The organism is Duganella sp. GW821-FHT01E12 (genome assembly GCF_059422325.1).
The window spans coordinates 1-11,709 of the sequence record NZ_JBWKWR010000009.1; the positions used below are offsets into that span (position 1 = coordinate 1).

At 68.2% G+C, this 11,709-nt stretch carries 10 protein-coding genes; 7 read left to right on the forward strand and 3 right to left on the reverse strand.

All coding sequences use genetic code 11. The features are described from left to right. Positions 1–434: 434 nt before the first annotated feature. Entirely contained in the window at positions 435–845 is a 411-nt protein-coding gene (locus AC07WS_RS22325; protein ID WP_494731201.1) for an avidin/streptavidin family protein, read from the reverse strand. A 231-nt stretch (positions 846–1,076) separates the two neighbouring features. Beyond that, positions 1,077–1,976: an NmrA family NAD(P)-binding protein gene (locus tag AC07WS_RS22330; RefSeq protein ID WP_494731202.1), complete on the reverse strand. Its 900-nt coding sequence runs from the start codon at positions 1,974–1,976 to the stop codon at positions 1,077–1,079. 36 nt (positions 1,977–2,012) lie between these two features. Between AC07WS_RS22330 and AC07WS_RS22335 the strand changes: the two genes are divergently transcribed. The 3 genes from AC07WS_RS22335 (at position 2,013) to AC07WS_RS22345 (ending at position 6,302) form a co-directional block, all read left to right on the forward strand. Further along, positions 2,013–2,987, forward strand: coding sequence for a LysR family transcriptional regulator (locus tag AC07WS_RS22335; protein ID WP_494731203.1), 975 nt, complete (start codon positions 2,013–2,015; stop codon positions 2,985–2,987). Between the two features lie 143 nt (positions 2,988–3,130). Next, on the forward strand, positions 3,131–3,904 hold the full coding sequence (locus tag AC07WS_RS22340) for an ABC transporter ATP-binding protein (RefSeq protein WP_494731204.1): 774 nt from the start codon (positions 3,131–3,133) through the stop codon (positions 3,902–3,904). Next, on the forward strand, positions 3,897–6,302 hold the full coding sequence (locus AC07WS_RS22345) for an ABC transporter permease (RefSeq protein WP_494731205.1): 2,406 nt from the start codon (positions 3,897–3,899) through the stop codon (positions 6,300–6,302). Before AC07WS_RS22340 ends, AC07WS_RS22345 begins: the two co-directional genes overlap by 8 nt. A gap of 133 nt (positions 6,303–6,435) precedes the next feature. Here AC07WS_RS22345 and AC07WS_RS22350 read toward each other — a convergent pair whose 3' ends face one another. Beyond that, complete coding sequence (locus AC07WS_RS22350; RefSeq protein WP_494731206.1) at positions 6,436–7,143, reverse strand: substrate-binding periplasmic protein; 708 nt, start codon at positions 7,141–7,143, stop codon at positions 6,436–6,438. A gap of 234 nt (positions 7,144–7,377) precedes the next feature. Here AC07WS_RS22350 and AC07WS_RS22355 point away from each other — a divergent pair, with 234 nt between their 5' ends. From AC07WS_RS22355 to AC07WS_RS22370, 4 genes are all read left to right on the forward strand, one after another. Then, positions 7,378–7,749 carry a VOC family protein gene (locus AC07WS_RS22355; protein ID WP_494731207.1) on the forward strand — a complete coding sequence of 124 codons (372 nt, stop codon included), beginning with the start codon at positions 7,378–7,380 and terminating at the stop codon, positions 7,747–7,749. Between the two features lie 169 nt (positions 7,750–7,918). Then, positions 7,919–9,184, forward strand: coding sequence for an ABC transporter substrate-binding protein (locus tag AC07WS_RS22360; protein WP_494731208.1), 1,266 nt, complete (start codon positions 7,919–7,921; stop codon positions 9,182–9,184). A gap of 72 nt (positions 9,185–9,256) precedes the next feature. Beyond that, positions 9,257–10,267: a LacI family DNA-binding transcriptional regulator gene (locus AC07WS_RS22365; RefSeq protein WP_494731209.1), complete on the forward strand. Its 1,011-nt coding sequence runs from the start codon at positions 9,257–9,259 to the stop codon at positions 10,265–10,267. A 71-nt stretch (positions 10,268–10,338) separates the two neighbouring features. Then, positions 10,339–11,703, forward strand: coding sequence for a GH1 family beta-glucosidase (locus AC07WS_RS22370; protein WP_494731210.1), 1,365 nt, complete (start codon positions 10,339–10,341; stop codon positions 11,701–11,703). The last annotated feature ends 6 nt before the right edge of the window (positions 11,704–11,709 follow it).

Consider the following 11,709-nt stretch of genomic DNA (forward strand, 5'->3'; position numbering starts at 1 on the left):
TTGAATTGCGTCGTGTACTTCGCCAATGAAAAACCCCTAAAGTTGGCGTCCAACTTTAGGGGTTCAGTTCATTCGGGTTGGCCTTTTTCATTTCTACGCCTCCGTGTCCGGGTTGTGTCCGGGTTTCTGCTTTGGGTTGCGCCTTGGTATGGCTGCGGTAACAAAGAAGTGGCGCCGGCTATTGCTTGTTTGATACTCTCAGGCTGTCGCCCACCTTGGAGAGTTCAGCATGTACGCTATCATGATGCGCTTCGTTGGCTGGCCGGTAGTGATCCCTATCTGGCCTCCTATTGGTGCGGATGGGTGACTTACGTGAATCTGTTGAGTTCTGTGCAACCGCAATCGCCACGGCAGCTGCGTCACGCAATCAGACCGCGCACAGATTGCCGATGAGACGATGATTCACCTATCGAGCCATCGTCTCATTCGTTTTTTTATTTCCTGGGATGCGAAGAGCCGCGCGCAGACGCTTTTGCGATGACAGCTGCATTCGGCGGCTGAGGAGTAAAGACATCCTGCCCAATTAGGGTGGAGCCCCAGTCGCTTGTGGGCGTAGTTTCTTCTGTCAACAACCACATTGCCGTGATCGTGGGTATGCCATTTATCGTTTGCAGTTGTCCGCACCAGGCTGTCGTCGACAAGCTGTTACCCATAGGGTTTTGCCAGGTCACCGTCCAAGCCAGCGTTTGGTTGGCATCCTGGGACGGGTTGATAAGTCCGACTATCGAATATGTCCCCTGGCCCGTCCCGACCGCCGTTTGGTAATTGCCGGAGAGCTGATTCCCGTTCTGTTCAATGCTCATGACCGAGCCAAGTTCGTTATACCAGGTTCCGTTGATGTTCATGTCATCCTCGCAGTTGATAACTCCAGGTTGGACCTCTTTGACTCGGGGTCAGTATGAACAAAATGAGCGCGAACATATGCACACATTGTCATCATCCGATAATAAAATGATACTTCCTGGCTATAGTGACGAGGCAGCAAAATTCGTCCGATTTGGAGCGGGCGATACTGCATCCATGCGGGTTCGGGGAGTCCTGAAACAACACCCCATACCGGACGCCGCTGTCTGCCCTTATCGCTGACGCTGCACCAGCTCGCCGATGACACGTTCGAGCGTCGTCGTTCCGGCCCATTCGATCACGTTGGGATCGCTCTTGATGTCGATATGCGAGCCATTCAGGCCACGGGTCATTTCCACGAAACCGGCAAGGGCGGCACGTGAGAATCGGGCATCCGCCAGTGCCCCTGGCCACTCCGCTTGCGGCAGGGCAGCCACGCCGACAGGCTTGCCGAGCGCGGCTGAAACAATGGCGGCGACGTCATCCGGGGCATAGTCGCTGGGCCCCGAGAGCGCGACGATGCGCGTCCCCGTCCAGCCATCCCGCAGCAGCGCTGCCGCCGCGCTGCCGACATCCACGGTCGCCACCATCGGAATAGCACACTGTGCCGGCGCCAGAAATGTCGGCAAGGTGCCGCTGCGCGCGGCCAGGCCGACCATCGGCGTCCAGTTCTCCATGAAGTAGGCCGCGCGCAGGAAGACCGTGGCAATGCCGGTCGCGCCCAGGCGCTGCTCGAACATGCGGTTCATCCCTATCCATCCCGTGCCGCTTTCACGGTCGGCGCCCACCGAGGACAGCGCCACCAGCCTGGGCACCTCCGCCGCCAGCGCGGCGCGCGCCGTGATCGTGGCAATCAAGTCGGCGCGTTCGAACAGGTCTTCGCGGCCGTAGTGCTGCGGACAGACGACATAGGCGCCCTGGGCCCGAGCGAGCGCCTTGACCATCGAGGCCAGGTCGGTCAGGTCGGCCACGGCCACCTCGGCGCCGCGCTCGGCCCACGGGCGGCCGCTGGCCGGATCGCGCACGACGACGCGCACGGCTTGGCCTGAGCGCAGCAGCGCATCGGCGGCAGCGGCGCCGGTGCGGCCGGTCGCGCCGAAGACGACGTAAGGATGAGGGGGGGATGCAGTCATACAGAAATCTCCTATTCAGATGAAACGGAATGGTGCATGATTTGCCCGGCATTCATCAATGACATGAAGGTTATAGCGAACATGCACCAAGTGGATTTATCTGCGATCGATCTCAACCTGCTGAAACTGTTCGAGGCACTCGTCCGGGAGCGCAGCGTGACGCAGGCCGGCCTGTGCCTGGGCTTGAGCCAGCCGGCCGCCAGCCGCGCCCTGGGCCGGCTGCGCACGATGCTGGGCGACCGTCTGGTGGTGCGAGGCAAGCTGGGCCTGGAGCTGACGCCCCGTGGTGAAGCGCTGGCCGGCCCGGTGGCCAAGCTGCTGGACGATGCGCGCGGCCTCATCTCGCCCGCCGTCTTCGATCCCGCTTCGGCGACGGGGCGCATCACGATCGCCGCGCACGATCACCTGAGCATGACGGTCCTGGCCGGCTTGATCGCCCGCTTCGAGCGCCATGCGCCTGCGCTCAGCCTGCATATCGCGCAACCCGCCGGCGACAATGTGCGGCTGATAGCGCAGGGTGGCGCCGATCTGGCGCTGGGCATTTTCAAGACCTTGCCCGGCAGTTTCCATCGACGCGGCCTGTACGCCGACGGCATGGTGTGCGTGGCGAGGTCCGGCCACCCGTGCGTGGAGGACGGTCTCAGCCTGGAAAGCTATGTGGCGCTGCGCCACGTGGCCGTCACCATTTCCGGCGTGGGCGAGAGCGCGGTCGACGCTGCGCTGTCGGCGCTCGGGCTCCGCCGCCACGTCGCGCTGCGGGTACCGCATTTTCTGGCGGCGGCGATGCTGGTGGCGGACAGCGACATGATCCTCACCTTGCCCAGCCGTCTGGCGCGTCTGCTGGCGCAGACGCTGCCGCTCATACTGCTGGACCTGCCGCTGCAGGTTGCGTCCTTGTCGCCGGCGATGATCTGGCACGAGCGCTTCCACCGTGACCCGGCCCATGTCTGGGTCAGGCAACAGCTGGTCGAGGTCGTCGCGCCGTTCAATGTGGCCGGGGAAGCCGCATAGGCATACCTCGAGGAGTGCGCGCCACGGCCCCGCGCGGCGCGCAACGTTAGCTGCTTTACAAATCTTCACGCAGCGGAGATAAAGCGGCAATCCCCCGTGGGTTTAATGGCTGCTGTACCACATTAAACCTACGGGAACCCACTATGACAGCATCCGCAGCGGCGCGACCCTTGATGGTCTTGCGCGATTTGAGCAAACGTTACGACAGTAGCGCAGGCAGCCTGACGGCGCTGGACGGCATCAACCTGGAGGTGCGGGCCGGCGAGTTCGTCGCCGTGGTCGGCAAGTCCGGCAGCGGCAAGTCCACGCTGCTGAACCTGGCCAGCGGCATCGACACGCCGACCTCCGGCGAAGTGTGGATAGACGGCGCCGCCGTGCACGCCATGAGGCAGTCGGAGCTGGCGCGCTGGCGCGGCCGCCATCTGGGCATCGTGTTCCAGTTCTTCCAGCTGTTGCCGACGCTGACGGTGGCCGAGAACGTGATGCTGCCGATGGACTTCTGCGCCACCTATCCGGCGCGTCAGCGGCGCGCGCGCGCGCTGGCGCTGCTGGCGCAGCTCGACATCGCCGCCCAGGCCGACAAGCTGCCGTCGGCGCTGTCCGGCGGCCAGCAGCAGCGCGCCGCGATCGCCCGCGCGCTGGCCAACGACGCCCCCGTCCTGGTGGCCGACGAGCCGACCGGCAATCTCGATAGCGACACCACGCGCCAGATCATGCAGCTGTTCGCCGACCTGGCAGGGCAGGGCAAGACGGTGCTGATGGTGACCCACGAGCGCGACTTCGGCCACTACTTCACGCGCCTGGTCACGCTGGCCGACGGCCGCATCCGCACGCCGCACGACGGCGCGGCCGGCAGCGGCCATCACGACCATCACGACCATCACGGCCGCGACGCCAGCCAGGTGCATCATGCTTAGCCCGCGCTGGCGCAAGCTGCTGCGCGACGTGGCGCTCACGCCGGGCCGCGTGGCCTTGATGGTGCTGGCGATGGCGGCCGGCGTGTGCGCGCTGGCCACCATGTTGAGCAGCTACACCATCCTCGGCCGCGAGACCGCGCGCAACTACCTCGACACCAATCCGCCCTCGGCCACGCTGCAGCTGGAGCGCATCGACGCGCCGCTGCTGGCGGCGATCCGCGCCTTCCCCGGCATCGCGCAGGCGCAGGCCAGCGGCACGGCCGGCGTCACGCTGGCGGGCCAGGGCGAGGCGCTGCCGCTGACCATCTTCATGGTCGACGATTTCAGCGCGCTGCGCATCAACACCGTGTACCGCGAGCAGGGCGCGTGGCCGCCGCCGGACGGCTCGCTGCTGCTGGAGCGCGAGGCGCTGCGCCTGATCGGCGCGCGCATCGGCCAGCGCCTCACCGTCAGCACCGGCCACGGCGCGCCGCAGTCGCTGCTGGTCTCCGGCACCGTGCACGATCCGGCGCTGCCGCCGGCCAGCCGCGGCCAGACCGTGTACGCCTACGCCACGCCGGCCACGGTGGCCGCGCTGGGGCTGGACGGCAGCCTGCGCCAGCTCAAGCTGACCGTCAGCGAACAGCCGATGAACGTCGACGCCATCGAGGCGACGGTGGCGCGGCTGGCGCTGTGGCTGCGCCAGAACGGCCACGCGGTCGAGCGCATCCGGATACCGCCGCCCGGCGAACATCCGCACCAGAAGGTCATGTCCTCGATGCTGGCCATGCTGCTGGTGTTCAGCGGCGTGGCGCTGCTGCTGTCGGCGGTGCTCACGGCCACGGTGGTGGGCGGCATGCTGCAGCAGCAGCGGCGCCAGATCGGCGTGATGAAGACCGTCGGCGCGCGCCGCGCGCAGATCGCCGGCCTGTATCTGACGCTGGTGCTGGCGCTGGCCGCCGTCGCCACCGCGCTGGGCATGGCGGCCGGGCTGGCGGCCGGGCGCGCGTTCTCGCGCGTGGTGCTGAACCAGATCCTCAACTTCACCATGCACAGCGGCGCGGTCCCGCACTGGTGCTATCTGCTGCTGGTGGCGGCCGGCGTGCTGCTGCCGCTGGCGGTCGCCGCGCTGCCCATCGCCCAGGCCAGCGCGGCCACGGTGCAGGCGGCCATCAGCGACAACGGCAGCCATGGCCAGCGCTACGCGGCGCCGGCCGCGTGGCTGGAGCGCCTGCCGCTGGTGGACCGCAGCCTGCTGCTGGCGCTGCGCAACAGCCTGCGCCGGCGCGCCCGTCTGCTGTTGACCCTGGCCCTGCTGGCGCTGGCCGGAGCGATGTATATGAGCAGCCTGAACATCCGGGCGGCGTCGGCGCGGCACTTGGTGCTGGCGGCGTCCGAGCGCCACTACGATATCGAGACCACGCTGGCGCGCCCGGCGCCGGTGGCGCAGGTCACGCAGCTGCTGGGCGCCTTGCCCGAGGTGGCGCTGGTCGAGGCGTGGGAGCGCAGCAGCGTGGCCCGCGCGCGCGCCGACGGCCTGGAGATCGAGCGGGTCTATCCCGACGGCGCGCACGGCACGCTGGCGCTGCAGGCGGTGCCGGCGCACAACGCCACGCTCGGGCTGGAGATGCTGGCCGGGCGCTGGCTGGCCGACGGCCAGTCCGACGAGGTGGTGCTGAACAGCGCCGCGCTGGAATTCTTCCCGCAGGCGCGGGTCGGCGCCAGCATCGGCCTCGCCGGCCATGGCCGCACGCTGACCCTGCGCGTGGCCGGCATCGCGCGCCAGGACATGACGGCGGCCACGGTGTTCGTGCCGGCGTCGACCTATGCGCGCATGGCGGGGCGCGCCGGGCAGGCCGCCAGCTACCGCATCGTGCTGCGCGCGCACGACGAGGCGGCCATCGCGCGGGCGGCGCGCCGGGTCGGCGGCGCGCTGGCCGGCGCCGGCATCGAGCTGCGCCTGAACATGACCGAGACCATGCTGCGCAAGGAGGTCGACGGCCATTTCGACCTGCTGATCGCGGCCATGCTGTTCATCGCGCTGCTGATGGCGGCGGTGGGCTTGTTCGGGCTGGGCTCGGCGATGGGCAGCAACGTGGCCGAGCGCGGGCGCGAGTTCGGCATCATGCGCAGCATCGGCGCCAGTTCGGCCGTGGTGCTGCGCAACGTGCTGGCCGAGGGCGTGCTGGTGGCGCTGATGAGCGTGCCGCTGGCGCTGCTGCTGTCTCTGCCGCTGTCGGCGGCGATCGGCGCCTATCTGGGCGAGCTGCTGTTCGGGCTGGCCTTCCCGCTGACCGTGTCGGCCGCCGGCGCGCTGGCCTGGCTGGCCATGGTTCTGCTGGGCGCGCTGCTGGCGAGCGGCCTGCCGGCGTGGTCGGCCTCGCGCCTGAGCATCCATCAATCCCTGGCCAGCCTGTGAAAGGAGCCGCCATGAAAAAATCCGCTGTCATCGCCGTCTTGTTGCTGGCCGCCGGCGCCGCCCTGGTGGGCGCCGCGCGCTATCTCGACCTGGCCGGCCTGTTCAAGCGCCTGCACGGCATGTGAGGGGCGCCTCAGCTGCCGTTGGCCACCCGCTGCTGGATGGCCTCGATCAGTTTTTCGGCGCGCATCTGGCGCAGCACGACCGCCAGCTGCGCCGCCAGCGCCTCGTGGCGCTTGTGCAGATAGTGATACACGGGGAACGAGGCCAGCGGCGGGGCCAGCACCCGCACTTCGTCGAGCTTGAGCTGCTTGATCACCGCCATGCCCGACAGGCGGTTGCCGACCACCAGGTCGGTGCGGCCCACCATCATTTTCTGGAACGCCTGGGTCATGGTGGGGACCGCTTCGGTCTTCATGCCGGCGGTGTTCTCCTGCACGATCTTGATCCCGCGCACGTGGCCAATGGTGTAGGGCTTGAGGCTGTCCCACCCGTTGAGCACGAACTCGGTGCCGTGCGTGAAGACCACGATTTCGTAGGTCAGCAGCGCCACCGGCACGATGATCAGGTTGGCGTACTGGCGGTCCATGCCCAGCTTGCGGTACAGCTCGCCGTCCATGCGGCCCTCGTTGGCGTAGATCAGCGTGCGCTCGCCCGGCAGGCGGTGCACTTCCAGCTGGTAGCCCAGGCGCTTGTAGGCTTCGCGCAACACCTGCTCGGCGACGTCGGTGGCGGGGTCCTCGCCCACCAGCGTGGAGACGTTGATGACCGGTTTGGCCGTGGCCGCCGCGGCGGGCAGCCACGGCAGCGCGGCAAGCTGGAGAAGGGCGCGGCGCTTCATGTCGGTGTTCTTTCTGCGTGGCTCAGTTGGCGGCCATGTCTTCAGCATAGACGCTGGCGCGCCGTTCCGCCAAGAGCGCGTGCCGATACCGTTGGATTCTATCCACCGGGAAATTTCCCGGCTTGCGCGGCGCCAAGCGCCATGCTCCTGACAGAAACTGTCACAGCCGGCCCTTAGCATACGGGTCATGCGGTGCCGCAACGGCGCACCGCGCTAACCTACCAGGAGAACACCATGATCAGCCCCAACTATGTCCTGCTGTACGTCGACGATCCGGTCGCCAGCGCCGCCTACTACGCCGACCTGCTGGGCCAGCAGCCGGTGGACACCTCGCCCACCTTCGCGCTGTTCGTGCTGGCCACGGGCCTGAAGCTGGGCCTGTGGTCGCGCCACACGGTCGAGCCCAAGGCGCTGGCCTCGGGCGGCGGCGCCGAGCTGTGCCTGAGCGTCGACGACCGCAGCGTGGTCAACGACATGTACGCCGACTGGTCGGCGCGCGGCGTGGCCATCGCCCAGCGGCCGGTGGCGCTGGACTTCGGCTACACCTTCGTGGCGGTCGACCGCGACGGCCACCGCCTGCGCGTGTTCGTGCGCGAGGGCGTGTAAGCGGGCGGCGGCCGGCCCGGCGCCGCCCCCCCCAATTCCCGGTTGACACCCAAAATCAAGCGGTGCTATATTCGTCCGCGTGGATTGGTAACGTTTCCAATCCGCGACTGCTAACATCGCACACCAGACCAACAAGGCGCCGGGGCACATCGGCGCGCAAGGAGACAGGATGGACAAGCACCGCAGGCGCGCGCCGCCGCTGACGGCCGCGCTGGCGCTGGCGCTGGCCGCCGCCGCCACCACCGGCATGGGCCACGCGGCCGCGCCGGCCGGCCCGCGCGCCGAAGTGATGCACTGGTGGACCTCGAGCAGCGAGTCGGCCGCCGTGCGCAAGTTCGCCGACGCCTACCGCGCCGCCGGCGGCGTCTGGGCCGACACCGCCGTGGCCGGCGCCGACCAGGCCAAGGCCGTGGCGATCAACCGCATCGTCGGCGGCAACCCGCCCACCGCCGCCCAGTTCAACACCACCAAGCAGTTCCGCGACCTGATCGATCAGGGCTCGCTCAACAACGTCGACGACATCGCCGCCCGCGACCGCTGGGACCAGCTGATGCCCGGCCCCATGCTCGACGTCATCCGCGTCAAGGGCCACTACTACGCGCTGCCGGTGGACATCCACATGTCGACCTGGATCTGGTATTCCAAGGCCGCCTTCAGGAAGGCCGGCATCGCCGCCGAGCCCACCACGCCGGACCAGCTGTTCGCCGCGCTCGACAAGCTCAAGGCGGCCGGCCTGGTGGGCCTGGCGCACGGCGGCCAGCCGTGGCAGGAGAACATCCTGTTCCAGGCCATGCTGGCCAACGTCGGCGGCAAGCAGCTGTACCTGCAGGTGCTGCGCGACCGCGACCCCAAGGCGCTCAACTCGGAGGCGTTCCGCAAGGTGCTGGCGGCCTTCAAGCGCCTGCAAAGCTACGTGGACGCCGGCTCGCCCAACCGCAACTGGAACGACGCCACCGCCATGCTCATCAGCGGCAAGGCCGGGGTGCAGATCATGGGCGACTGGGCCAAGGGCGAGTTCGCCGCCGCCAGGCAGAGCGCCGGCAAGGACTACGGCTGCATCGCCGGCCTGGGCCCGGCCGTGCCCTACCTGATCCAGGGCGACGCCTTCGTCTTCCCCAAGACCGCCAACGCCGACGCGGTCAAGGCGCAGAAGCTGCTGGCCACCACCATGCTGGCGCCGGCCGCCCAGCTCGAGTTCAGCAAGCTCAAAGGCTCGCTGCCGGTGCGCAGCGACATCGACGTGTCGTCGATGGACGCCTGCGCCCAGGCCGGCATGGCGATCATGAAGGACAAGGCGCGCCAGGTCGGCATGATCGAGGTCTACCTGACGCCGGACCAGAACGGCGCGCTGCAGGACGTGCTGACGGCCTTCTGGAACACCCGCATGCCGGTGGAGAAGGCGCAGAAGAGCATCGCGGCCGCGCTGCTGGAGTGAGGGCGCGGTGTGCTTGTCACCGCCGGGCGCCATGGGGTATGCTTGCCGCCGACTGAACGGATAAGGGAAGCTGTGGCAACTATCAAGGACGTAGCCCGCTTGGCGGGAGTGGGGCTGGGCACTGCGTCGCGTGTGATCAGCGGCAAGGGCTCGGTGTCGCAGGCAACGCTGGAAAAGGTGCGCAAGGCGATCGATGAGCTGGAGTTCCGCCCCTCGCACGCGGCGCGCTCGCTGCTGTCGGGCAGCTCGCAGATGATAGGCGTGTACATTCCCTACCTGAGCGGGACGTTCTACACGCCCATCCTGCAGTCGATCTACACGGCGCTGCGGGCGGCCGGGCTGAACATGGTGGTGGCCTTCGGCGTGGGCGAGGGCGACGCGCGCCAGCAGGCGATCGAGGGCATCAACTTCCTGATCGAGCGCGGCAGCGACGGCCTGATCGTGATGAGCAACGCGCTGGAGGACGAGGATTTCCTGGCGCTGGGGCCGTTCCAGTCGCGGGTGGTGGTGATCAACCACGCCTTCGCCAGCATCGCCGGCCAGTGCTTCACGGTCGACCACGAGGCCGGCGGCCGGCTGGCGGCGCGCACGCTGCTGGAACAGGGCCACCGCCGCATCGCGGTGATCGCGGGCCGCGCCAGCGCGCCGGACAACCGGCAGCGCATCGCCGGCTTCCTGGCCGAGCTGGAGGCGGCCGGCATCGCGCCGGCGTCGGTGTGGATGGAGGACGGCCAGTTTTCGCCGGAGGGCGGCTGGGCCTGCGCCGAGCGGCTGATGGCGTCGGGCTACGAGTTCACGGCGGTGTTTTGCGCCAACGACGAGATGGCGGTGGGCGCCTTGTCCTGCTTCCAGCAGGCCGGGGTGGCGGTGCCGGGGCAGGTCTCGGTGCTGGGCTACGACGACACGCACAGCGCGCAGTTCACCGCGCCGCGCCTGACGAGCGTGCACATCCCGTGGAGCGAGATGACCTTGAACGGCTTGAACTACCTGCTGAACCGCTGCTACGAGCTGCAGCGGCCGGTGGAGCGGGAATATCGCCTGCACGTCACCCAGCGCGCGTCGCTGGCGGCGCCCAGGCAGTAAGGAACGAGGAGTGTGCGCTGGCCGCATGCTCTTTTTTTGCAGTGAAATGGAAACGATTCCACATACAAACCATGACCATGATACTTACCGACCTGCCTACGGCGATCCGGCGTAGCGACTTTGCCAGCGACTTCCTGTGGGGCGTCTCGACGTCGGCCTACCAGATCGAGGGCGCCGCCGCGCTGGACGGCCGCGTGCCGTCGATCTGGGACACCTTCAGCGCCACCCCGGGCAAGGTGCGCGACGGCTCGACCGGCGCCGTGGCCTGCGACCACTACCACCGCTGGGAGGAGGACCTGGACCTGGCCCAGTCGATGGGCCTGAACGCCTACCGCTTCTCGATCGCCTGGCCGCGCATCTTCAACGGCGTCGACCCCGAGCCGAACGCGCAGGGCCTGGCGTTCTACTCGAAGCTGGTGGACGGCATGCTGGCGCGCGGCCTGCAGCCGTGGTGCACGCTGTACCACTGGGACTTGCCGCAGTTCCTGCAGGACCAGGGCGGCTGGGCCAACCGCGCCACGGTGGACGCCTTCCTGCGCTACGCGGACGTGGTCAGCAAGCATTTGGGCGGGCGCGTGCGGCACTGGATCACCCACAACGAGCCGTGGTGCACGGCCATGCACGGCAACTGGGACGGCATGCACGCGCCGGGCAACAAGAGCCTGCCGCTGGCGCTGCAGGTGTGCCACAACGTGCTGGTGTCGCACGGCCTGGCGGTGCCGCTGATCCGCGCCAACGTGCCGGACGCGCAGGTCGGCATCGCCCTGAGCCTGCATCCGGTCAAGGCGGCCAGCGACGCCGCCGCCGACCGCGAGGCCGTGCTGCGCCACGACGCGCTGCGCAACCGCTGGTTCCTCGACGCGCTGTATGGCCGCGGCTATCCGGAACTGGCGCTGCAGCTGGTGGGCAAGGACGCCCCGCAGGTGCTGCCGGGCGACATGGAGGCGATCGCCGCGTCCATGGATTTCCTCGGCGTGAACTACTACTTCCCCGAGGTGGTGCGCGACGCGCCGGAGCAGTATCCGCTGCGCACGGCCATCGTCTATCCGCAGGACCGCCAGCGCACGGACTTCGGCTGGGAGGTGTCGCCGCAAGGTCTGGTCGATCTGCTCGAGCGCGTGGCGCGCGACTACCCGACCGGCGCCTTGTACGTGACCGAGAACGGCTCGTCCTACGACGACCACCTGACCGGGGACGGCGCGGTCGACGACACGGCGCGGCGCGACTACCTGATCCGCCACCTGGCCGCCGTGCGCGACGCCATCGCGGCGGGCGGCAACATCAAGGGCTACTTCGCCTGGAGCCTGCTGGACAACTTCGAATGGGCGGAAGGCTATCTGCGCCGCTTCGGCCTGACCTACATCGACTATCCGACCCAGCGCCGCATCCTCAAGCAGAGCGGCCGGTGGTACAGCGCCTTCCTGCACGGCGCATAAAACGAC

Bases quoted from the DNA above. Each gene is read 5' to 3' on its own strand.
- AC07WS_RS22325 (WP_494731201.1), bottom strand. From the start codon at position 845: ATGAACATCAACGGAACCTGGTATAACGAACTTGGCTCGGTCATGAGC.
- AC07WS_RS22330 (WP_494731202.1), bottom strand. From the start codon at position 1,976: ATGACTGCATCCCCCCCTCATCCTTACGTCGTCTTCGGCGCGACCGGC.
- AC07WS_RS22335 (WP_494731203.1), top strand. From the start codon at position 2,013: ATGATTTGCCCGGCATTCATCAATGACATGAAGGTTATAGCGAACATG.
- AC07WS_RS22340 (WP_494731204.1), top strand. From the start codon at position 3,131: ATGACAGCATCCGCAGCGGCGCGACCCTTGATGGTCTTGCGCGATTTG.
- AC07WS_RS22345 (WP_494731205.1), top strand. From the start codon at position 3,897: ATGCTTAGCCCGCGCTGGCGCAAGCTGCTGCGCGACGTGGCGCTCACG.
- AC07WS_RS22350 (WP_494731206.1), bottom strand. From the start codon at position 7,143: ATGAAGCGCCGCGCCCTTCTCCAGCTTGCCGCGCTGCCGTGGCTGCCC.
- AC07WS_RS22355 (WP_494731207.1), top strand. From the start codon at position 7,378: ATGATCAGCCCCAACTATGTCCTGCTGTACGTCGACGATCCGGTCGCC.
- AC07WS_RS22360 (WP_494731208.1), top strand. From the start codon at position 7,919: ATGGACAAGCACCGCAGGCGCGCGCCGCCGCTGACGGCCGCGCTGGCG.
- AC07WS_RS22370 (WP_494731210.1), top strand. From the start codon at position 10,339: ATGACCATGATACTTACCGACCTGCCTACGGCGATCCGGCGTAGCGAC.